The 22,561-nt window shown below is 48.9% G+C and carries 17 protein-coding genes and 1 riboswitch; of the genes, 7 read left to right on the forward strand and 10 right to left on the reverse strand.

Annotated elements, in window-relative coordinates; translation table 11 throughout:
• Positions 1-247: 247 nt before the first annotated feature.
• From mukB to cmoM, 4 genes are read right to left on the reverse strand one after another with little or no spacing between them, the layout of a single operon-like run.
• Positions 248-4,708: a chromosome partition protein MukB gene (gene mukB / locus JIG40_RS03200; protein ID WP_199464954.1), complete on the reverse strand. Its 4,461-nt coding sequence runs from the start codon at positions 4,706-4,708 to the stop codon at positions 248-250.
• Positions 4,709-4,710: 2 nt separating this feature from the next.
• Complete coding sequence (mukE, locus tag JIG40_RS03205; RefSeq protein WP_020330241.1) at positions 4,711-5,442, reverse strand: chromosome partition protein MukE; 732 nt, start codon at positions 5,440-5,442, stop codon at positions 4,711-4,713.
• Positions 5,423-6,760: a chromosome partition protein MukF gene (mukF, locus tag JIG40_RS03210; protein WP_199464743.1), complete on the reverse strand. Its 1,338-nt coding sequence runs from the start codon at positions 6,758-6,760 to the stop codon at positions 5,423-5,425. The genes mukE and mukF overlap by 20 nt, the downstream gene beginning before the upstream one ends.
• 11 nt (positions 6,761-6,771) lie before the next feature.
• Positions 6,772-7,554 (reverse strand): tRNA uridine 5-oxyacetic acid(34) methyltransferase CmoM, encoded by a 783-nt coding sequence (gene cmoM, locus JIG40_RS03215; RefSeq protein WP_199464955.1) that lies wholly within the window; start codon positions 7,552-7,554, stop codon positions 6,772-6,774.
• A gap of 114 nt (positions 7,555-7,668) precedes the next feature.
• Here cmoM and elyC point away from each other — a divergent pair, with 114 nt between their 5' ends.
• Positions 7,669-8,478, forward strand: a complete 810-nt coding sequence (elyC, locus tag JIG40_RS03220; RefSeq protein ID WP_024374256.1) for an envelope biogenesis factor ElyC — start codon at positions 7,669-7,671, stop codon at positions 8,476-8,478.
• 64 nt (positions 8,479-8,542) lie between these two features.
• On the opposite strand, the gene torR is transcribed toward elyC, so the two are convergent.
• On the reverse strand, positions 8,543-9,250 hold the full coding sequence (torR, locus tag JIG40_RS03225) for a two-component system response regulator TorR (RefSeq protein ID WP_020330237.1): 708 nt from the start codon (positions 9,248-9,250) through the stop codon (positions 8,543-8,545).
• Positions 9,251-9,472: 222 nt separating this feature from the next.
• Between torR and torD the strand changes: the two genes are divergently transcribed.
• The 5 genes from torD (at position 9,473) to JIG40_RS03250 (ending at position 13,495) form a co-directional block, all read left to right on the forward strand.
• Complete coding sequence (gene torD / locus JIG40_RS03230; protein WP_199464744.1) at positions 9,473-10,120, forward strand: molecular chaperone TorD; 648 nt, start codon at positions 9,473-9,475, stop codon at positions 10,118-10,120.
• 275 nt (positions 10,121-10,395) lie between these two features.
• Positions 10,396-11,406, forward strand: a complete 1,011-nt coding sequence (gene purR / locus JIG40_RS03235) for an HTH-type transcriptional repressor PurR (protein WP_020330234.1) — start codon at positions 10,396-10,398, stop codon at positions 11,404-11,406.
• A gap of 159 nt (positions 11,407-11,565) precedes the next feature.
• Positions 11,566-11,650, forward strand: a riboswitch (cyclic di-GMP riboswitch).
• 117 nt (positions 11,651-11,767) lie between these two features.
• Positions 11,768-12,358 carry a TfoX/Sxy family DNA transformation protein gene (locus JIG40_RS03240; protein ID WP_020330233.1) on the forward strand — a complete coding sequence of 197 codons (591 nt, stop codon included), beginning with the start codon at positions 11,768-11,770 and terminating at the stop codon, positions 12,356-12,358.
• Between the two features lie 127 nt (positions 12,359-12,485).
• Positions 12,486-13,175 (forward strand): TVP38/TMEM64 family protein, encoded by a 690-nt coding sequence (locus JIG40_RS03245; protein WP_020330232.1) that lies wholly within the window; start codon positions 12,486-12,488, stop codon positions 13,173-13,175.
• On the forward strand, positions 13,172-13,495 hold the full coding sequence (locus tag JIG40_RS03250; protein WP_020330231.1) for a DUF2007 domain-containing protein: 324 nt from the start codon (positions 13,172-13,174) through the stop codon (positions 13,493-13,495). The genes JIG40_RS03245 and JIG40_RS03250 overlap by 4 nt, the downstream gene beginning before the upstream one ends.
• Here JIG40_RS03250 and JIG40_RS03255 read toward each other — a convergent pair.
• The 5 genes from JIG40_RS03255 to topA form a co-directional block, all read right to left on the reverse strand.
• The gene (locus JIG40_RS03255; protein ID WP_020428713.1) at positions 13,492-14,292 is read right to left on the reverse strand and encodes an alpha/beta hydrolase; all 801 of its coding nucleotides are present in this window, start codon (positions 14,290-14,292) and stop codon (positions 13,492-13,494) included. The genes JIG40_RS03250 and JIG40_RS03255 overlap by 4 nt on opposite strands.
• A 144-nt stretch (positions 14,293-14,436) precedes the next feature.
• Positions 14,437-15,891 carry a glycogen synthase GlgA gene (gene glgA / locus JIG40_RS03260; RefSeq protein ID WP_024374258.1) on the reverse strand — a complete coding sequence of 485 codons (1,455 nt, stop codon included), beginning with the start codon at positions 15,889-15,891 and terminating at the stop codon, positions 14,437-14,439.
• A gap of 1 nt (position 15,892) precedes the next feature.
• Positions 15,893-17,110, reverse strand: a complete 1,218-nt coding sequence (gene glgC, locus JIG40_RS03265) for a glucose-1-phosphate adenylyltransferase (RefSeq protein WP_020428715.1) — start codon at positions 17,108-17,110, stop codon at positions 15,893-15,895.
• A gap of 349 nt (positions 17,111-17,459) precedes the next feature.
• On the reverse strand, positions 17,460-19,157 hold the full coding sequence (locus JIG40_RS03270) for a GGDEF domain-containing protein (RefSeq protein ID WP_199464745.1): 1,698 nt from the start codon (positions 19,155-19,157) through the stop codon (positions 17,460-17,462).
• A gap of 174 nt (positions 19,158-19,331) precedes the next feature.
• Entirely contained in the window at positions 19,332-21,965 is a 2,634-nt protein-coding gene (gene topA / locus JIG40_RS03275; protein ID WP_020330226.1) for a type I DNA topoisomerase, read from the reverse strand.
• 340 nt (positions 21,966-22,305) lie between these two features.
• Here topA and JIG40_RS03280 point away from each other — a divergent pair, with 340 nt between their 5' ends.
• Positions 22,306-22,554 (forward strand): YciN family protein, encoded by a 249-nt coding sequence (locus tag JIG40_RS03280; protein WP_020330225.1) that lies wholly within the window; start codon positions 22,306-22,308, stop codon positions 22,552-22,554.
• Positions 22,555-22,561: the final 7 nt, after the last annotated feature.

The following is a 22,561-nucleotide window of genomic DNA, read 5'->3' on the forward strand; positions in this document are numbered from 1 at the left end:
AACAGACAAGTTGGAAAGTCGGTAGCACACCCGCCACTGCGACAAGTTTGTACATCCTGACCTCCTCAATTCAATCGCTGCATTTGAAATATCAACCGCTTGAAAAGCAAACACCGTGACATTGGTTGCGAGTCAATTCTCAGCGCATGACGAAGCCGGCATCTGTCGCTAACCGATGGCAGGCACAAAAAAACGCCTTCACAAGGAAGGCGCTTTATCACGGGTTCACAGTCAACCAGTTCGAATGTTAGCTTAGCTCTTCAGCCAATAACTGCTCATCCGTTTTAGGCTTATCAGTCTGACCAAAGCCACGCAGACCCACGACGTGTACGTGCTCGTGATCTTTGAACACTTTACGCACCAGTTTGTAGGTGGTGCCTTTTTCCGGGCTGATGTTCTCTGGTGCCGCAATCAAAAGCTGCATATCCAGACGTTCACACAGCTCGAACAACGTGGCGATGGATTTGGCATCCAGACGCGCAGCTTCATCGAGGAACAACAGACGACATGGCATAATGTCTTTACTACGCAGACGGCGGGATTCTTCTTCCCAGCTCTGCACCACCATCAGCAGAATCGACTGACCCGTACCGATCGCTTCACCAGTCGACAGTGCGCCTGATTCAGCTTGCAGCCAACCGTCTGAGCCACGGTTCACTTCCACACTCAGTTCCAGGTAGTTGCGGTAATCCAGCAGCTCTTCACCGAGTACTTGCGGCGAACGCTGCCCCATGTCGATGTGTGGGTTCACGCGTTGGAACAGTTTTGCCATCGCTTCTGAGAAGGTGTAGCGCGCAGTTTCGAACAAGTCTTTATGCTGAGCTTGATGCTCAGACAGGCCAGCCAGCAGAATCTCATGGCTTTCACGCACTTTGACGTTCAAACGCACGCCTTTCACCTGACCAAAAGCGATGTTCGACAAGCCTTGGTTCAACATGCGAATGCGGTTCTGCTCACGCTGAATGGTTTTGCGAATGATGCTCGCCACTGAATCAGAACTGATCGCCAAGCGGTTTTCACGTTGTGTCAGCTCTTCCGTCAGACGCGCCAGTTCCACTTCCATCTCTTCAATCGCTTCAACCGGATCGTCGGTACGAATGATGTCTTGGCGGATACGTTCACGCAGGTGCTGATACACTGCGATGTAGAACAGTACTTTGCGCTCTGGGCGCGAGTTATCTTCAGACTGGCGCAGCGAATCACGCAGATCTTCGTTGTTTGCCACTGCAAGACGCAGCGCACCCAAGGATTTATCCGACATGGAACGTAGTTCATCGGCCGACAAATACGCCAGTTCACGTTTGTGCAGGCGACGTTCGACATCGTTTTCACGCGCCAGACGCAGTACCGAGCACCAACCCGCTTTCGCATTGACGACAAACGTGCGCAGATCTTTATAGTCTTTCTCGACTTTCTTCATGCGCTTCGCCAGCGCTTTCATTTCAAGCTCTGTCGAGGTAATGGTGCGCTCATATTCGCTCTTACGGCCACGAGAGGCATGCAAACGCTCTTGCAGTTCATCACGTCGACGTTGAGCACGCTCCAGCGCGCCTTCATCGGCGTGAACACCAAAATCTTGCAGCTCTTGTTTGAACTCTTGAACCGTTTCCAGCTTCGCTTGGTGTGAACTCTTCAGCGACGCCAACACTTGATTGTATTGGTTCATCTGCGCCTGAGCTTGTTTGAGCTCTTCACGGCTGCGGTTACGCAGGTTTTCTGCCTGCACCAGCTTCGCTTTGAGCTGTTCGCTCAGTTCACTGCTCTGGCTCAACAGATCGACAGAATCGGAATACGCGAAGTGGTGACGACGCTCAACCAGATCCGACAAGGCAAAGATCTGTTTCTTCAGTTGCTGCAGCGCGGTATCCGCTTGCTGGTATTGTGCTTCCAGTGCATCAAACTGCTCTGGATCGGCTTCCAGTGCGGATGCAATTTTTTCCAGCTGTTCAATTGCTTTACCGTGCGCCGCCACGAACGATTTAGCTTCTGACAGTTGGGCAATCTTGGCTTCAATCTCTTCAAAGCGAGCCTGAAGCGAATCGTCTTCAAGCAGCAGCATGTTTGGCGCTATCTTATCCAGCGAAGAAATCGCCTGCTTGCTCAGTTGCAGTTGGCTGCGCTGTTGTTGCTCCTGACCGTCCAGTTCTGCCAGCGTGCGGCTGAGCTGGTTGCGTTTATCGCGGACTTGCTGCAGTGCTTGTTCTGGATCGGCGTCAAACGCGACTTGCAGATGCTGCGCCACAAACTGGTTAAAGTTGCTGTACAAGCGTTGCAGTTTTTGTGAATCGAATGCCGCTTTCGCGTGCTCTTCAACCACTTCTTCGCGTTCATTGCGCAGCAGTTCCAGACGCTGTTCACGCGCTGCGCGGCCAAACAGTGGGATTTTCGGAAAACGCGAATAGCGCATCTGGCGATCATTAAGCTGAACGCACACCGCCCCTTCCAACTCTTCGGCATTGATGGAGCTGTCATCGAACGCGTCGATGTCGCCTTCGATCAGGTACAAGTCTTCCGGACAGTCGTCCAGTTCAACCAACTTCTCTTTGATGCCAGACAGATCCGATACCACAATCGCATGACGTGCCGGACCGTACATCGCACTGAAGTAAGGCGCATCGTCGATGGTAATGTCATCGTAGATTTCCGACAGCAAAACGCCGCCCAGTGTATCCGCCAGACCTTTCAGACGCGGGTCGTTTGAACCACCCGGAGAAGCCAGACGCTCAATCTCACCTTCCAATTTTGCTCGGCGTTCAGCCAGCTTATCTTTGGCGATTGACTGCGCTTTCTCTTCTTCCAGCACCTGCTGCATTTGCGACATCACGGACTGGCTGTCGGCCAGTTCTGCGCTACTTTGCTCACGCAGTACTTCCAGTGCGTCGTTGGCTTTGATCCACGCGGGCGCAATGGCTTCCAGACGCGCGATTTCGGCCTGATAATCCCGCTCACTGCGGCGTTGCTGACTGCGTTTTTCACGCAGATCTTCCTGGCTCATTTCCAGACTTTCAATCAGCGCTTCGTGGCGCTCACGCTCTTGCTCCAGCGTGATGTCATCTGCCAGCGTAACCTGATGCTGTTTTTGGTAGCTGTCAGCCAGCTGGCGCACGTTGCGTTTCTGCTCGATGCGACGTTCCAGATCGCGCTGCTGCGCGTACCATTGGTGTTCGTTTTGCGTGATTTGCTCTGCATCGCGCGCCTGACGAATCAGTTGCTGTGCTTTGTTGGCGGCATCGCTGCGCTCAACATCAGCCAGCACACTTTTCACCAAAGCAAACGCGTTATCGAACTGCTCGGCAGCCGCGGAGGACATGTCCAGTTTGTGTTTCAGTGCCAGCAGTTCAGAAGTGCGTTCGTCCTGCTGATCTTTAAGCTGCGCCACCAAAGCTTGCGCGCTGTCAGCGCTAATAGTGTCATCGCCCAACAGTTGCTGCGCTTTTGTAAGCGCGTTCAGAGCCTGTTGGTATTGAAGTGCGCGAGTTTGCTGCACGTCGAGTGCTTGCTGATAATCGGCCAACTGCGTTTTCAGGCTGTCGACTTCTTCTTCCGCTATCGTCGCCTGCTCTTCAGCCATCATCACGCGCTCTTGCGCTTCTTCGACGACCATCATCTGCTCTTCGAGACGAACACTCAGCTCTTCCAAATCATCTTGGTAGCGTTCAATCTTCTCCTGCTGACGCAGTGCATTCTGCACCAGTTGCAGGTGGTCAGACGCGCCTTGGTAATCCTGCTCCAGCGCCGCTTCTGTCTCAGCCAGCATTTCCAGCTCTTCGTGAACACGGTTCAGTAAGCTGTTTTGCTCAATCAAGGTTTCACGCGCGCTGAACAGCTCACTGCGCAGCGCCAGCGTTTGACCCATTTTATTGCGACGATCGTTGGCGTGACGCATGTAGTCCGCCGCCACGTAGTTGGTCGATTCGGTGATCAAATGTTTGAACAGATCACGGTCAGCCTGAGTGGTTTTGATCGCTTCCAGCGTCATGCGGTTTTCACGCAGCGCCGATTCCATATCCTGGAACGCTTTCTTCACGCCGCCATTTTGTGGCAGCAGGTAGTCACGCAATGAACGGGTGATGGCACTAGAGATACCGCCGTACAACGACGCTTCGATCAGGCGGTAGAATTTTGAGCGGTCGCTGCTGTTGCGCAGTTTCTTCGGAATGACACCGAATTCAAACATTTGGTTGTGGTAATCCACGATGGACGGAAACGCTTTAAAGTGCGCCCCTTCGATGGCTGCCACAGAATCTTTAACTTCATTGATTTGACGTACGCGCGCATGTTTATCCGAGACGCTTTCAATCAACACATCGGTTGGTTTGATGTAGCTTGGCAAGCCCTGAATCACAAACGGTTTGATGTCGACTTTTTTGTCACGGCCAGCCACTTGCTGCAGCTTCACCACAAACAGCAAACGCTGCTTACGCGAGTTGACCACATCCAGCGCGGCATAACATGCGCCCGGCTGTAGCTTACCGTACAGGCCTTTATCGCGTGATGCCTGCGAGCTGCCCGCTTCCGTCGTGTTACGGAAATGCAGTAGCGTTTGGTCCGGGATCAGCGCGGTAATAAACGCAGCCATCGTGGTCGATTTACCAGCGCCGTTACCACCAGAAAGCGTAGTCACCAAATTATCGATATCAAAAGTACGCGCAAAGAAGCCGTTCCAATTGATCATGGTCAGCGATTGATATTTACCTCTTTCAATCATGCTCATGCTTCACCTTCCAGCTCTGTTTGCTCGTCATAATCGTGTTGTTCTGTGTCTTCGTCGTTGTCGAGCAGGCTTTGCTGACTTGGCTCCTGAGTATGCACCACGGCCTCACCATCGCGGATCAAACGCAGCTGCGCTTCACGCATATCGTCACCCACACGCACATCGGCACCAAAACGGAAAACCGCTTCAGTAATGCGGAATTTTGCAGTTTCACCAATGTTGATGATCATGCCAAGGCGGCGCAGGCGGCGCAGCGAAGTCCGCACTTTTTCAAACAGCTTCTCTTTGTCGAGGTCTGAACCATTGGCACGGTTCGTCACCAGCTTCATCAGCTTTTTCTCGTCCGACAGGGTCAGCAGCTCGTCGTACAGTTCCTGATTGGTAAAAATACCTTCATGCGCCAGACGTTCCGGGCTCAGATAAAGGAAACACAGCACTTTGCCCACCAGCATGTCGAGTTCCGACAGTACACTGCGGTTTATGAGGGATGTCGAGCGCGGACGCAGGTAGAAGAAACCTTCCGGTGCACGCACCAGTTCCGTGTTGTAACGCTGATAAAACAGAGCCAGTTCCGGCTCAAAATCAGACAAAAATGCATGGTTGTCCATGTCGTCGCTCGAGATATGACGACCTGCGCGCAGCAGGCTATCGAGCGCCGGAAAAAGCGGGTTTACAATCGCTTTGGCCAGATTCTCTGGCATGTATTCATTAATATCGGTCGATGACATTTGCTTGTACCTTTGCGCCAAAATCGTTAATCGCTTGCCAGTCTGGCTGAATGGCTCGGTAATCCGAGTCTGAGTAACCCAGACGCACGGCCTGGTCGACAACGATTCGGGCTAAATCGAAATGATGAGTTCGCGGATGGGTCGCGAGGTAATCACGCAGCACGCTGCCAAGGTCTATCGGTTGACCTTGATCTTTATGCACTTTCAGCATGTTACCGATGCGCTCTGCCAACTCATCATTGACCTGTTTAAATTCCTCGTACTCGACTTCGGCCGGAACATGACCGGTAACTTCATCATCACGCAGCACCAATGCTTCATCACGCAAATCGCTCAGACGTTCTGCATCGGCGTACGTCAGGTACCAGGGTTGGTCGAAGTAATCGTTCACCGATTGACGCAGACGCTGGCTGAAAGCGCGGTTCTGGTCCATATCGATGGCGGTACGAATGAATTTGTGTACGTGACGGTCGTAGCCAATCCACAGGTCAATAGCCTGTTGGCCCCAACTGGTAATGCGGTCAAGCTTCATCTGCAACGCAAACAGCGTCTCTTCAATGAATTCCAGTTCCGCATCACCGTACACAATTTCCTGAATATCGAGAATTTGAGTCTGCAACTCATCACCCGCTGCCTGCAAGGTATCCTGCAGTTCACGCAGCGTCGAAGAGGTCTCAGAAAGCAGAGCTTCACAGTTGTTGATCGCATCGCGCCAGTCTTTGTTCAGCAGCTCTGCAATTTGCTGCTTCACCGACTGTTGCTGTTCGTCCATCACACGTTGGTTGAGGTCGATGCGGTCAAAAATTTCGCTCACAGAGTATTTCAGCACGCCATAAACGTTCTTTTTCCAGTGGCCTGGGGTTCCGCCCTGCTGAGCAGATTCCACGGCTTTGGCCATTTCATCCGCCACCATGGATAGCTGAATAGAAAGTTTAAGCTTGGAAAACTCACGGTGGCGCACGTAGTAGTCGGTAATGCCGACTGCCAGTGGCGATAATCGGTAAATACTAGCACCGTCCGTGACTTCGCTGGTGAAGCGGCTAATCAAGCGTTGCTTCACCAGTTCGTTAATCGCGTTATTAGCACGGAATGCAGACGCTTCGCCCGTGTCTTCAAACATTCGAGTCACGATGATAAATGCATCGTGCAACTCTCCTTCACCTAGCTCTTCGTCGAACCGTTCGTTGCTCAGCACCGCGATAGCGATAAGAAACGCGAGTCGCTCAGTCGTCAGGTTCAATGAGAAATCATGCTGCTTGATCCAGCTGACCAATTCATCGATTGGCTGCTCTGCAGCGTTCTGAGTTAACTCACTCATTGTTATTCCTGTTATTGTTTCTTCTTGGCCCATACGTGAATGTATCGGCCTAATGAGAGGTACGGCTCTTGGCGACAGAATTTTTGTTCTAAAGCCAGTACATCTTCATATTGGTATTCGCCCATATTTTTCATGTTACCAATGTAATCACTGAAACAACGAATACCTGACTTACCACAGATTTCAAAACCGGCGTCTTCTATCCATTGATAAACATCCGTCGGAATTAAGCCTTTCTGCGGTTGAAGTTTAAAACGTTTACGGTGAGGCATGCCTTCCAGAACGTGAGGAATGTTACCGCAAACCGCATTCTTATAAACCAGACCGTGATAGTTATAGAACATCACCGACACCATACCGCCTGGGCGAACTTGCGCCAGCAAGTTATCCAGCGCGGGTCTCGGATCCGCCAACCATTCCATTACGGCGTGGAACATGACAATATCCACCGGGTCTGACAGGTGTTCCTGAATGGACTGGACCGGTGAATGAACCAAGCGATACTGCTCAAGCAGACCGTGATTTGCAATATCCTTTTCTGCCAGCTGCAACATTTCAGAAGACAGATCACACAGGGTGACACGGTGCCCTAGCTTGGCCAGTTTTTGTGACATTTGGGCCAGACCGCCGCCTGCATCTAAAACGTGCAAAGGCTTGCTTGCTTCGCCAAAATGCGATAGCAATTGCAGTAAATCTTCCCAAACAATGACTTGGCGGATTTCGCCTTTGTCAGAACCGTATATATTTTTTGCAAATTTGTGGGCAATATCGTCGAAATTGCGATCTTCTGTCACAGTGGCTTGAGTTATGATAATCAATCGTGCTGCTATTCTGTCATAGGAATGGCAGGAATAAAGAGGCTTTAGCCCTTTTTATTATCAAGTGCTGTTTTTTCGGACTATTTGTTTATGTTTGAGCTGAAAAAAATTGTTTCCTCTTTACTGATGCCACTTCCGGCGTTGTTGATTATTGGATTTGTGGGCCTGATGCTGATCATGTTCACCGCCAAACGCAAAACCGGATGTCTTGTTGTTTTATTTTCTCTGTTTGGCATTTTCTTAATTTCATTCCAGCCTGTGTCCAGTCGTCTCTTGATGCCTTTAGAGCGTCAGTATACAGCCTTCCTGCCAGTTGACGGCACGATTGATTACGTGATGGTGCTGGGTAACGGGCATGTCGTCGATGACCAAATTCCACCGACATCGGAACTGAGTCGCGCGGCATTAATGCGTCTGACCGAGGGTATCCGCATTATGCGTTTGTATCCGGGTTCGAAACTGATCCTGTCAGGTTACGCAGGTGGTAGTGAATTCAGTCATGCCCGCATGCTGGCTCGAGTCGCGCTGGCGCTGGGCGTTGCAAAATCCGATATCATTTTGCTGGAAACAGCAAAAGATACCTGGGAAGAGGCACGTCAGGCCGCGGCATTCGTGCAGCAACGTAAACTGGTGCTGGTGACGTCAGCCAGTCACATGCAACGCGCGTTAAATGAGTTCCACTCTGCGGGCTTACAGCCTATTCCAGCCCCGACCAACTTTCTGGCTCAAACCAATATCAGTCAGCCTTGGGATAAATACACCCCCAAAGCACTGTATTTGGAGCAGACAGAGCGTTATTGGTACGAAAGTATGGGCTTAATTTGGCAGTCACTGCGTGACTGGGTAGCCGGTCATGAACAGACCGCGCCGATCAATAACGCCGAAACCACGTTGCAGTGAGCACTGCATGGGAAGAAACAAAAAAGACCCGCTGAAGCGGGTCTTTTTCTTTCTGCGTCAACGCTTAATCACCTGCAAACATGTAACCTTCACCATGCACAGTCACAAAGATCTGCGGGTTCTTTGGATCAAACTCCATCTTGGCACGCATACGACGAATCAACACATCAATGGTGCGATCATTCGGCGCATCGACCCGATGACTGATCATATTGAGAATACGCTCGCGGCTGAGCACCTGATTAGGGTACGCCGACAAAGCAACCAACAGCTCATACTCCGCCTTCGTTAAACGCACAGGTTCGCCATTACGAGTTAATGAACGGCGCTGGATATCAAACGTCCATTCGCCAAAACGCACGAGCTTGTCGTCGTCCGGCTCGAGTTCGTGATTGCAGTGGCAAGCAGTGGAAATACGCCACAATAAATTTTTCACGCGAACCAACAGCTCACGTAGTTCAAGCGGTTTGGTGACATAATCGTCAGCACCCATTTCGAGGCCAATAATTCTGTCGATGCTATCCGTGCGTCCAGTAACCAGAATGATTCCAATATCTGATTGCCCGCGAAGTTCTCGCGTCAGTAACAAACCATCTTCACCTGGCAAGTTGATGTCCAGCATCACCAGGTCAATGTCATGTTCACTGAGCGCCTGACGCATCTCTACCCCATTTTCAGCCTCTGTTACCTGATAACCCTCTTTCTGAAAGTAACCAGCCAGCTTACTGCGGGTAACGATGTCGTCTTCAACAACTAATATGTGATAGCTCATTGACACCACTTTATGCTCATTCGAAATACTCCGTAATTCTATTCATAAACAGTCATAATTCTAGTCTGCAATCCAAAAACCTCAGGGTTTATTGATTCAAAGCAATCTCTGAGCAAGCTATTAATTTGCTGACGTATTTGTTCATATTTTTTCATGGTTTGCGTTATTGCTATTCATGTTTATTGTTTAGACTTATAGGGAGAAAGTATCCGGAGTCTAACCATGCAAGAAGTAAAAGCATTTAACGAAAAGCGCGCCGAAATTTATTGGTGGTTGTCGAGTTTGTTCAGTAAAGAGCTCAGTGATAAAGAGATCGAACAATATCATTCACCCGAAATTCGTGCCTTTCTGACTGGCTTGAGTGAAAACGCCGGACTGAAAGCGGCGGTGACGCATCTGGTGGAAGCACTGAACCGCTTGCTCGACCGTGACGATGCCCGCCTTGAATTGGCGGCCGACTTTTGCGACCTGTTTTTAAAATCAGACAAGGATTCAGCCCTGCCCTACACCTCCGTTTACCTTGGTAAAACAGGCCTGTTGAACGATACTCCGGCACAAGAAATGGCTGACTTGATGAAACAGCACGGCGTTGCGATTCACGACTCACTGAACGAACCAGCGGATCATTTGGCTGTCGAGTTGGATTTCTTGGGACATATGATTATTCGCTCCAACGAACTGGAAAAACAGTCACATATGGAACAAGCCTTTTCTGAACAGGCCGAATTTATCCAATCTCATCTCTTGAGTTGGGTACCAACTTTCGCGACCCGTTGCCAGTCGCTTGATCAATTTGGTTTTTACGCCGCAGTCAGCGAGCTTCTGGTCGCTTTCCTGAAACTAGATCAGGCTTATCTGACTGACGAATAGTTCGCTATCATGCTCACAAATTGAAGAATATCGCGCGAACTTTGTGACGATCATTTGATCTCATCCGATGAATTTCGTTGCGAGTTCACGCGTTGCGGACTACTATATTGGCCGCAAACGATAAAATATGAATTTAAGATGCAAACCGCTGTTTTCGAGCGGTTTTTGTGTTTTTACTACTTTTAGGCTTCACTTGCAGTACAAGCCTAACCGCTGCTGAATCTGATAGCACGACGCATTTTGTTGCGCTCAGCAGTCATCGACAGGACAAACCTATGGCTACGATTAAAGACGTTGCACGCCTGGCTGGCGTTTCAACAACAACCGTATCTCACGTAATTAATAAAACTCGATTTGTTGCAGAAGCCACACAAGAAAAAGTGATGGATGCTGTTAAAGAGCTGAACTATGCACCGAGCGCTGTAGCTCGAAGCCTAAAGTGCAACACCACACGAACGATTGGTATGTTGGTCACTCAGTCCACCAACCTCTTCTTCTCCGAAGTGATCGATGGTGTGGAAAGCTACTGTTACCGTCAGGGTTACACGCTGATCCTGTGTAACACCGGTGGTATTTACGAAAAGCAACGCGACTACATCCGCATGCTGGCGGAAAAGCGCGTAGACGGTATTTTGGTTATGTGTTCTGACCTGACCGAAGAACTGCTGGAAATGTTGGAAAGCCATTCTGACATTCCTAAGGTGATCATGGATTGGGGGCCAGAGACCTCTCAGGCTGATAAGATCATCGATAACTCCGAAGAAGGGGGTTATCTGGCAACTAAATACCTGACTGACCGCGGTCACACTGATATCGCTTGCCTGAGTGGCCATTTCGTTAAAGCCGCCTGTCAGGAACGTATTGCTGGTTTCCGCCGTGCGATGGCAGAAGCAAACCTGCCTGTCCGCGAAGACTGGATTCTGGAAGGTAACTTCGAGTGTGACACCGCCGTACTGGCCGCAGATAAAATCATCGCCATGGACAAACGTCCAACCGCTGTATTCTGTTTTAACGATACAATGGCGCTTGGCTTAATGAGCCGCCTGCAACAACGTGGGATCCGTGTTCCGGAAGATATGTCGGTTATCGGTTATGACAACATTGAGCTGGCAGAGTATTTCTCTCCACCGCTAACCACTATCCACCAACCTAAACGTCGTGTAGGTAAAAACGCATTCGAAATATTACTCGAACGAATCAAAGATAAAGAGCACGATCGCCGTATCTTCGAGATGCATCCGGAGATTGTAGAGCGCGACACAGTAAAAGACTTGACAAAACAATAACTTTGCAGAAAATCAACATGTCTGAATTGTCTATTTAGATTCAAAATCAATGAATCAAGTTGCAATGGTTGGACATATATATTTGAATAACATCACATTTGCACAAGGTAAATGTGATGTTTATCCAAATTTTTGATTATCCTTTTTTTGAAGGAAATGTCACGCACAGGGCAAACCATCTGAAAAGGTGGGACGCAAAGCCTCCGGCCTAAACCCAATTCGGGTAGGTAGCGGGGTTACCGATGGCAAAAATGCATACACTAAGAAGTTGACTCCTAACTGACATACTCTCTGCATTCTTTTGCTATTTTCTCGGACCTGACTTTGGTGGCGTATTAATTAATACACCGAGACTTACAGCATGGATAAACCAATACTAAAAGATTCAATGCGGCTCTTTGAGCAATTTGGACGCGTTAAATCTCGTTCAATGTTTGGTGGCTTTGGGATTTTTGTTGATGACACAATGTTCGCATTGGTGGTTAACGACAGACTTCACATTCGCGCCGACGATGCTTCAACAGCCAAGTTCAAACAACAAGGCTACGAGCCTTATGTTTATAAAAAGCGCGGATTTCCCGTTGTAACCAAGTATTTCGCTTTGCCGGAAGACTGTTGGTTAGACACCGCAAAAATTCTGGAAGACGCGAAAGCGGCATTAGCAGTGGCCAAAGATGAGCGTGAGACTCAAGCCCAAGCGAAGCCGGATCGTCTTAAAGATCTCCCTAACCTGCGCCTTGCAACCGAACGAATGCTGAAAAAAGCCGGCATCGAAACGGTGGAAGATCTGCAGGAGAAAGGTGCCGTAGAAGCTTACAAAGCCGTTAGGCAATCACATTCTTCAGATGTCGGCTTGGAGCTTCTGTGGGCACTTGAAGGCGCCATTGAGGGCAAGCACTGGTCAGTTATCCCTCAAACGCGTCGCGACGAGTTGTTACAGCGTTTGTCGTAAACCTTTTTGAGAGCAACTTCATTAAAAGCATCCGTTCACGGATGCTTTTTTCTTTGGGTGAAAGAAAATATCGCTTTTCCCTGTCTGGTTACGTATACCTTAGATAACCGTATAACGAGAAACATCGATGAGTAAGAAGTTAGTTCTAGGCTTAATTTTGCTGGCCGTGATCATTGGATTAGGGCTCACGTTCAGTCAATACCTCACTCTGGACAATGCCAAAGCTCAGCAAGCGCTGTTGTCGGACTATATCGCCGAACATTTGCTTGCTGCTGCCCTGATTTACTTTGTCAGCTACGTCTTGATTACGGCGTTCTCGATACCCGGCGCAGCCGTTGTCACATTGCTTGGAGCAGCATTGTTCGGCTTTTGGCTCAGTCTTTTGCTGGTCTCTTTCGCCAGTACCATCGGTGCAACACTAGCCTTTCTGAGCAGCCGTTATCTGCTTCGAGACTGGGTTCAACAACGATTTGGTGACAAACTGAACGCAATCAACCAAGGCGTTGAGCGTGATGGCGCGTTTTATTTGCTGTCATTACGGCTGATCCCTGTATTCCCGTTCTTTCTGATAAACCTCTTGATGGGCCTAAGTCCCATTAACGTTGCCCGCTACTATTGGGTCAGCCAGTTGGGTATGCTGCCTGGCACTGCGGTGTATCTCAACGCCGGCACACAACTGGCACAAATTGATTCATTATCCGGCATTGTCTCGCCATCGGTGTTGCTGTCATTCGCCTTACTTGGGGTGTTTCCACTGCTCATGAAATGGGTGATGAACCGGCTGGTCAGACGCTCTGCCAACACGGTACAACGATGAAAATATTCATAGCCGCCAATCCGACGGAAGCACACTTGCTGTGCGAACTGCTAAAACAAGCCAATATTGCCTGTGAGGTGCGTGGAGAAGGTTTGTTTGGTCTGCGCGGTGAGTTGCCGATGAATGATGAAACTGCGCCTTACATCTGGTTGTATGACGTGACTCAGCATGAGCGGGCGCAAGCTATCATTGAAGATTATCAAAGCCCGTCCAGCAGTTCCCGTTCAACACCATGGCAGTGTGCACATTGTGGTGAGCTTAATGAACGTCAGTTTGCCGTATGCTGGAATTGCGGAAAAGCCGATGACTTGGCAGATTAAGAGCGAATCTGCTGCTGAATAAACTCAATAGACACCTGATTAAAGACATCGGGCTGCTCTACGTTGCAGACGTGGCCACAATCAGGAATTTCATGCAGTTCACTCTGCTGGTGAGCAGCGACCATTTCTTTGACCGGTTGGATAAACATGTAGTCCCGCTCGCCCATCAGATACAGCGTCGGGATTGCCAGCTCACGCTCCTTGAAGTAACGCATCAACGGATTCACTTCCGCTGTCAGGGTATACCAGCGTTTGAATTCTTTCTGGCACAATTTACGCGCTTCATGGATAAAAAGATGGCGGGACTCTTTCTGACTGCGTTGTGGCATCACAATATAGGCAAATAGGCGATACAGCCACATGTAAGGGATAAAGTGCTGACTGAAATGGCCAAGTTTCACTAATACCTGTGAGCGGATGTTAAGCCGAGTAATCGCTCCACCAAGCACCATCGAGCGTACGCGCCCGGCAGATATCTCAGCCACATTCCGCACAATAATGGTACCCAGCGACATACCCACAAAATGAGCCGAGTGAATTTTCAGGTGATCGAGAACCCGCAACACATCCTGAGTAACCGACTGAAACGTATAACGTTTGGACATCAAGCCTTTAATCAGCTCACCGGATTTACCGTGCCCGCGCAGGTCAATAAGTAATAAGTTGAAATGCTGTTTATAGGCTTTGATTTGTTTGAACCAAATCGACGAACTGCCACCTGCACCATGCACAAAGACCACCCACTCCTGACTGGTGGGATGTACGAAGGTTTTGTGAAACAGCAGACTGTCAGACATGAATACCACTGAGCTAGGAGTTGATAACGTGGCAAAGACTACCACAAAGCCAGACGCGAATAGCACCCTAGTTGTAAAAATCTGTTTGGTGGATCGTTTACGTCGCTAAAAAAACGGAGCGCTTATGCGCCCCGTTGTATCGAATCAATCAAATATCGCCAGTCGGTACATTTTGATGTAATCCAGCGCCGATTCTCGCCAACTGAAATCTCTCTGCATCGCTCTCTGCTGCACTTTTAGCATTTCATCCGGATGTTGCAGATAAAACAGCAACGCACGTTGCATGGTGATAAGCAGCGCTTCTGGAGACGGTTCCTGGAAGCCAAAACCAGTGGCTTCGTTCGGGTACTTATCGTAATCCAGCACCGTATCTTTTAACCCACCGACTTCACGCACAATCGGCAAGGTGCCATAGGCCATGCTGTAGATTTGGTTCAGACCACATGCTTCGAACTCGGATGGCATCAGGAAAAAATCGGAGCCTGCTTCAACTAAGTGCGCAAAGCGATTGCTATAGGCCTCAACAAAGGCAAATTTGTCCGAGTGCGCTGCAGCAATCTTATGCAGTTTCGCGGCAACTTCGGGTTCACCTGTTCCTACAATGACCAGTTGCACGTCGTTGCGTAGGAAATGTTCCAAGATAGGTAAAATGTAGTGGAAGCCTTTCTGGTGAGTCAGGCGGCACACCATGCCAAACAGAGGAATGTCGCGTTTCGGCAGTTGCAATTCTTCCTGCAGCAGCGCTTTACTCGCCGCCTTGCCCTGTTTTAGCGAAACCGCTTCATCACTGTATGTTTTGGGTAGGTAACTGTCTGTTTTCGGGTTCCACTCGGTATAGTCACAACCGTTAATAATGCCATGCAGATCTCTGGCGCGTCGGACAAAATCATCCACCAAACCGTGAGAACCCAGTGGCGTTAACAGCTCCGATGCATAGTTCGGGCTGACCGCATTAATTTTGTCGGCGAAAGCAATCCCCGCACGAAGCATGCTGATGTGGTCATGCCCGTATTGCAAAAACTCCATACCAGACAGATTCAGTTCCGGAATCACTTCCAGTTGATGGTAGGAGAATATGCCTTTAAACATCGCGTTATGAATCGTAATAACGCTCTTTACACCGTCAAAGTAGTGGTCTTCACGGTAGCGGGTTTTGAGCAAAAATGGCACCAATCCCGTGTGCCAATCGTTGGCGTGAATAATATCGGGTTTGATATTGAGTTTTGGTAACACATCCAGACAGGCGGCGGAAAAGAAACCAAAACGTTCGCCATTATCGGGATAAGCCTGATTGCTTTCCGCATACAGCTCAGGACGGTCAAAATACGGGTCGCAGTCGATGAGATAGACAGGCACTCCATCCAGTTCGCGCTGACGAACCTGGTAACGAATATGAGGCCAGTGAGTCAGTTCCGTTTCCAGAATCACAGGAGCAGAATTTTTATCTGCGATGGAGCGATAACCAGGCAGCACAAGCGCTACCTGATGACCAAGTTCTACCAGAGCTTTTGGCAGTGCCTTGGCTACATCCGCCAAGCCACCACTTTTAACCAGTCCTTCAGCTTCTGAAACGACAAACCAAACATTAAGATGATCAATGTTAGAATCCAACTTTTGTTCCTTTTGCTATGACAACAATTCCCTCGTCGGATACATGGAAGCGTTGTCTATCTAGTTCTAAATCTTCGCCAATAATCGTACCCGGAGCGATTTCAACATTTTTGTCGATAATTGCGCGCTTTATTGTGCATCCTGCACCAATTTTCACATCACCCAAGATAACAGATTCACTTATCAAAGAGCCAGCAGCAATATTGCTGCGAAATCCCAGAATTGATTTATAAATTTTAGCACCTTGAATGTAGCTACCACCGGAAACCAAGCTGTCGGTTATCGTCACTTTTTTATCGCCGACATCAATAAATGTTGCTGGCGGCAATGGCGGATAGTAAGTGTGCAAAGGCCAACTGCGGTTGTACAACGAGAATGGCGGCTCTTTTTCCAGCAAGTCCATGTGGGCAGCCCAGTAAGACTCGATCGTACCGACATCGCGCCAATAGGTAGACTCCTTCTCGCCTTTGATTTTATTGGTTGAGAAGTCATACACATACACGCCACCTTGCGGGAACATCTTCGGAATGATGTCTTTACCAAAGTCGTGGCTGGAGTTTTCTAAAGCGGCATCCTCACGCAATTCTTCACACAGCGTTTCCGTTTCGAAAATGTAGTTGCCCATCGACACCAGCGCCCACTCAGGATCGCCCGGAATCGCTTTAGGATTTTTCGGCTTTTCTTCAAAACCGACCATACGACCTTCATCGTCCACTTCGATCACGCCGAATTGAGACGCTTGCGACAAGGGCATACGCAACGCGGATACCGTCAGGCGTGCTTCCTTGCGACGGTGATAATCAAGCATCTGGCGAATATCCATTTTGTAAATATGGTCAGAACCAAAGATACAGACTTGATCTGCTTCTGAAATTTCGACAAATCTCAGGTTTTGATAGATGGCATCCGCAGTGCCTTCATACCAACGCTTACCATCACGCATCTGCGCTGGAATACAGTCGATAAAACGGTCACGGATACTGGAGACATTCCACCCTTTCTTCATATGAAGATAGAGCGACTGGGATTTAAATTGGGTTAATACGTAAATGCGCATCAAATCAGCATTCACAAAGTTGTTCAGTGCAAAGTCTATCAACCGATAGCTACCACCAAACGGGACCGCAGGTTTGGTTCTGGACTCCGTCAACGGCATCAGCCTAGAACCTTCACCGCCAGCCAAGATCATTCCTAATACACCAGTCATTGTTATTCTCCATTATTGTCATATATCCGTTCGCCACATTGAGGGATGGGGGGATGGCGACACGTTCCTTTCTCACTGACCGCAACTGCTAGCAGCAAGCACAATGTCATACTCAAAATGCAATCAGTTGGTTATTACTTTATCCAAACACACAGGGAATACAATTTCAGAATAAGTATTCTCTAATAGAAATGCCTGTTACGTTGCTAACTCCTAATCCCGCTCACAGATTAGGGGCTTCTTAATACATAAAACCTAACAATTCCTTCACCCTTTTGGCTTAAAGTGACGAAAATTCCATCAGCATTGTAGTAACGAAATGTGACAGAAGGAGGCAGAGTGAGAAAATTTATGCGACATCCGTGTCACACGCTTGCCAGATGTGAATATTCTGCTTTGGGTCTTGCTTAGCAAAGTAGAGTGCGCCGTCCGCCCGCGCCAGCGCTTCTTTAATATCAGTATCTTCTGCCACTAAAGTGGCGCCGATTGAAAGGGAAATTAACAGCACTTGGTTCTGACAAGTCAGTTGAAGTGGTTGCTCACACTGCTGAGATAATCGCTCAGCCAGCGCGCGCAGACTCTGTTCACTATCGTTACGAACCAGAATAAGGAATTCGTTTTCTCCCCAACGACATGCGGCGTCATATTCGCGAATGCTGAGTTGGATGGAATGCGCGACGTGGCGTAACACTTCCTCAACGCCTTTGCTGCCTAACGATGCCTGTAACGTCTGGTAATGACTAATATCAACCCACACTAAGCCAAACGCGCCCTGCTCTCGACGAGCCCGGGCTGATTCAGCGCGCAGCTCCGCTTCCATCCCTCGCTTATTAAGCAGCAAAGTCAACGGATCAGAAGTAGAAAGCTGATCCAATACCGAAGTACGCTCTGCAACCTGATGTTCCACTTGTCTGCCCGCCTCGAGTATCGCTTGGGAGTACTGCTCAGCTGACGTCATCAACTGGCCTATTTCCGTATTGGGTTTATCAACGAAGTGAAGCGCTTGCGACGACCGACGTTGCCAGAATCGCTGCATAGCGCCATTAAGCTCGGCAAGCGGACGATTAACCAAACGCTCGTTGCTCAGACAGACCAGGAAGCAAAAGCTCCAGACGACGCCAATAAGGAGCCAATAGAACGGATAAAGCCGCTGCAACGCCGGAAATTGGCTCGAGTTTATAACGTTGATTTGATGCCAGTCCAAATCGGCAATGTAATTGAGAGCCACTAACGCAGCAGGTTGTTGGTAATGCAGCAACAGCGATGAAGGCTCCTGGCCATTGCGTTGCTTCTCCATCACCTGCCTCATCTGCGCTATCGACTCGCGGTTCATACCAGCCGCCAACAACACTCTCGGGAAGTTATTGAGCCGATTAGTTATTTGAGTACGCTCTTGGTTGTGGCGAATCGAATTTTGATTATCCACCCACAACGTGGTTACTCCGTTGACGTTTTTCTCAGGGCTCATGCCTGTTAACGTAGCCAGATTAGTTTGCGTTTCAACAAATCCCACGGGCTGCTTGCCTGCTTGTATCACGCTTCGCACACGAAGCAACGCGGTATCAGACTCGATATTTGTTATCAGATGAGCAGATGCAGGTTCATTCTGTCCGGCAAGCAGATACGGGCGATCCTGAGCTTGCAGCGGCGCCAGTGAGGCGTGGTGAAAAGAGACGTTTTGCACCAATGGGAAGGTAGTAGATGTCACCATGCTGGCGTCGAGTACCAGATGCAGACGAGTTTCCGCCATTGTGGAGCGATAGCGAGTCAACAGCTGAGAGACATGCTGCTGGAGTGCCTGGTTCTCGCTGTCCTTTGCCCACATCATCAATGCAGGTTCCTGAGACAACTGACGCACGGAACGTACTTGTTCGAGAACTGGGGCCAGTTCCTTTTGGCTGTCATAGCGAGCAAGCAGAGTCGCAGTTTGCGCCAGAATATCGGCTTCAACCTGCTTAAGAATATAATGCGCAGCCCAAACACCCGCCGCACTCACTAACAGTGCAAGCAGCATGTTCATCGAACAAATGCGTATCCTTAGTTTCATACCCAGCCATTCATGCTAATTGATGATTCATACAGACAGCTACTGGCACTTTCTCAAAAAATTAAAATGAAAAATATCACTTAAAAGTTGTGATTTTTTGATACGGAGAACTAGATCAAAGTTTTTGGGATATAAAAAAGGCAGCCCTGAGGCTGCCTTTAACAATTGAATTATCTATTTCGCGTTTTTGCGCTTGTCAGTGATATCCCACTTACCATCGTTGTAAAGCGCGGTCCAGCCTGATGGTTTGCCATCCGTTTCGGTACGCACGTAATGCTCTTTACTCTTACGGCTAAAACGAACCACCGCCTTCAGGCCATCTGGGTCCTGAGATGGGGCTTCGGCCAGATATTGATACTTCTCTGGCAGGCGATCACGGTACTTGGCTAGCTCTTCCACGAGTGGCGCACGAGTCTCGCGCGATTTAGGAAAATTGCTGGCCGCGAAGAACAGACCTGATGCACCATCACGCAGAACAAAGTACGCATCCGAGTTTTCACATGGCAGTTCAGGGAAGTGGACCGGATCTTCTTTAGGAGGTGCAACTTCACCGTTTTTCAGGATCTTACGCGTGTTCTTACAAGATTCACTGGTACAGTCCATGTATTTACCAAAGCGACCGTTTTTCAGCACCATGTCTGAACCACACTTGTCACACTCGACAACCGGGCCATCATAGCCTTTCACTTTGAATTCGCCTTGTTCAACGATATAGCCGTCACAGTTAGGGTTGTTACCACACACGTGTAGCTTACGCTTATCGTCAATCAGGTACGCATCCATCGCGGTTTCACAGATAGGACAACGCTTCTTAGCGCGCAGAGCCGCTGTTTCAACATCCTCTTCCAGAACGTTGATGATGCCTTCTTCATCGCCCAGGTTGATGGTAGTTTTACAACGCTCTTTTGGCGGCAAAGCGTAACCGGAACAACCCAAGAAAACACCCGTTGACGCAGTACGAATGCCCATTGGTCGTGAACAAGTCGGACACAGAATGTTGGTCATCACGATGTGGTTTGGTTTCATACCACCGTGCTCTTCATCTTGTTCTGCCTGCTCCAGGTTCTGACTGAAATCTTCAAAGAAGTTATCCAGTACACCTTTCCAGCTGGTTTCACCTTCCGCAATCTGGTCCAGTTTCTGTTCCATGCGTGCGGTAAAATCGTAGTTCATCAGATCTTCAAAGCTGTCATCAAGACGGTCGGTTACGATCTCGCCCATCTTTTCAGCGTAGAAACGGCGCTGATCCACTTTTACGTAGCCACGGTCTTGAATGGTCGAGATGATCGACGCGTAAGTCGAAGGACGACCAATACCACGCTTCTCCAACTCTTTAACCAGTGCCGCTTCAGTAAAACGAGCTGGCGGCTTGGTGAAGTGTTGTTTTGGATCGAGTTTTTCCAGGGACAGCGTCTCACCAACTTTAACGGCTGGAAGAATCTGATCTTCATTTTTACCCAGAGGGCGTTGAACTCGCGTCCAGCCATCAAACTTCAGAATACGGCCTTTCGCTTTCAGCGTGTATTCTGCAGCCTTCACGCTCACTGTGGTTGAATCGTATTGAGCAGGTGTCATCTGACAAGCAACAAACTGGTTCCAAATCAGAGCGTACAGTTTATGGGCATCCGCTTCCATACCTTCCAGATCATCAGCCTTAATCGCGACATCTGAAGGACGGATCGCTTCGTGCGCTTCCTGAGCCCCTTCTTTGCTACCGTACACGTTTGGTTTACCTGGCAGATAAGCTTCGCCAAATTCACTGGTGATGTACTGACGAACCGCATCAACCGCTTCCGAACTCAGGTTGGTTGAGTCGGTACGCATATAGGTGATGTAACCTGCTTCATACAAACGTTGCGCCAGCATCATGGTCTTTTTCACACCGTAACCAAGGCGGGTACTCGCCGCTTGTTGCAGTGTAGAAGTAATAAATGGTGCAGATGGTTTGCTACTGGTTGGCTTGTCTTCGCGTTTGCACACTTCATAAGCCGCTTTTTGCAGCACCGACATCGCCGCATTCGCTTCCGTTTCGTTGGAAGGTTTGAATGCGACGCCATCTTTTTGTGCCACCAGCAGGCGGAAATCGTCTTTACCCGGCGTTTTGGTGTCTGCGTGGATGTCCCAGAACTCTTCTGGCACAAACGCTTTGATTTCGCGCTCGCGCTCAACCAGCAATTTCACAGCCACAGACTGAACACGCCCTGCCGAAAGGCCACGTGCTACTTTTTTCCACAGCAACGGAGACACCATGAAGCCCACAACGCGGTCCATAAAACGACGCGCCTGCTGAGCGTTCACACCATCCATATTGAGCTCGCCAGGATGCTGGAAAGCCTGTTGGATAGCGTTTTTGGTAATTTCGTTAAACACAACACGTTTATATCGCTCTTCATCGCCACCGATGATCTCACGAAGGTGCCAAGCGATAGCCTCTCCCTCGCGGTCCAAATCGGTTGCGAGATAAACGCTGTCTGCGTCTTTCGCTAATTTCTGTAGTTCGGCAACAACCTTCTCTTTACCCGGTAGGATTTGATAATTCGCTTCCCAGCCATGATAAGGGTCAACACCCATTTTCTTGATCAGCGCGGCTTGGTCTTTCTCTTTCTTTAAGCGCGCTTTCTCTTCTGCGCTCAAATTTTTAGTCGACGTAGCGGCCGCTTTCTTGGTTGGTGTAGTACTGCTCTGACCGGCAGTAGGCAGATCGCGGACATGACCGACACTAGACTTCACAATAAAGTCTTTGCCAAGATATTTATTGATTGTTTTGGCCTTGGCTGGCGACTCCACTATAACGAGTGATTTACCCATAATTTGATTCAAATGTCCTTAATCACTATGCGAACAGTCGATCGCATTGACGTTCTAAAATATTGCTTCTTTTTTTACTATCGAGCCGAACAAAGAGAAGATCAACTTGTTTTTTTAAAAAACCATTTATTTGCTCGACAATTCGACGAAAGCGTATTCTCTGTTCTAAAACCCGCACATACTAAAGTGACTGTGCGTCCCGTGCGACCGCAAACGAGTGAAATATGGAACAAATCACAAATTGCTTAACAACGAGGATGCGAATTTAGCTGCTTTTGATCATGGTATTTACGTGTCACAGCTCTAAACTGGAGCCAGTTCCAACCTGAGGAGAAGTACAATGAATGAGAAAAAAGCCATCAGTGAATTTGATCTGTTGCTGATCGCCAACCAACTGATTCAGGAGCACGAAAGCTATATAGAGGGCATGCGTGCCGAGAGCGTGGAAGAGAAAGAAGGTGTTCTGGTGTTCAAAGGCAACTACTTTTTGGACGACAAAGGTTTGCCTACGGCGAAAACAACGGCGGTATTTAATATGTTCAAATATCTCGCCCACCAGCTGTCCAAAGAATTTACTGTACAAAAATAATAAAAGC

The organism is Vibrio sp. bablab_jr001 (assembly GCF_016464285.1).
Lineage (GTDB): Bacteria > Pseudomonadota > Gammaproteobacteria > Enterobacterales > Vibrionaceae > Vibrio > Vibrio fluvialis.

Bases quoted from the DNA above. Each gene is read 5' to 3' on its own strand.
- mukB (WP_199464954.1), bottom strand. From the start codon at position 4,708: ATGATTGAAAGAGGTAAATATCAATCGCTGACCATGATCAATTGGAAC.
- mukE (WP_020330241.1), bottom strand. From the start codon at position 5,442: ATGTCATCGACCGATATTAATGAATACATGCCAGAGAATCTGGCCAAA.
- mukF (WP_199464743.1), bottom strand. From the start codon at position 6,760: ATGAGTGAGTTAACTCAGAACGCTGCAGAGCAGCCAATCGATGAATTG.
- elyC (WP_024374256.1), top strand. From the start codon at position 7,669: ATGTTTGAGCTGAAAAAAATTGTTTCCTCTTTACTGATGCCACTTCCG.
- torR (WP_020330237.1), bottom strand. From the start codon at position 9,250: ATGAGCTATCACATATTAGTTGTTGAAGACGACATCGTTACCCGCAGT.
- torD (WP_199464744.1), top strand. From the start codon at position 9,473: ATGCAAGAAGTAAAAGCATTTAACGAAAAGCGCGCCGAAATTTATTGG.
- purR (WP_020330234.1), top strand. From the start codon at position 10,396: ATGGCTACGATTAAAGACGTTGCACGCCTGGCTGGCGTTTCAACAACA.
- JIG40_RS03240 (WP_020330233.1), top strand. From the start codon at position 11,768: ATGGATAAACCAATACTAAAAGATTCAATGCGGCTCTTTGAGCAATTT.
- JIG40_RS03245 (WP_020330232.1), top strand. From the start codon at position 12,486: ATGAGTAAGAAGTTAGTTCTAGGCTTAATTTTGCTGGCCGTGATCATT.
- JIG40_RS03250 (WP_020330231.1), top strand. From the start codon at position 13,172: ATGAAAATATTCATAGCCGCCAATCCGACGGAAGCACACTTGCTGTGC.
- JIG40_RS03255 (WP_020428713.1), bottom strand. From the start codon at position 14,292: ATGTCTGACAGTCTGCTGTTTCACAAAACCTTCGTACATCCCACCAGT.
- glgC (WP_020428715.1), bottom strand. From the start codon at position 17,110: ATGACTGGTGTATTAGGAATGATCTTGGCTGGCGGTGAAGGTTCTAGG.
- JIG40_RS03270 (WP_199464745.1), bottom strand. From the start codon at position 19,157: ATGAAACTAAGGATACGCATTTGTTCGATGAACATGCTGCTTGCACTG.
- topA (WP_020330226.1), bottom strand. From the start codon at position 21,965: ATGGGTAAATCACTCGTTATAGTGGAGTCGCCAGCCAAGGCCAAAACA.
- JIG40_RS03280 (WP_020330225.1), top strand. From the start codon at position 22,306: ATGAATGAGAAAAAAGCCATCAGTGAATTTGATCTGTTGCTGATCGCC.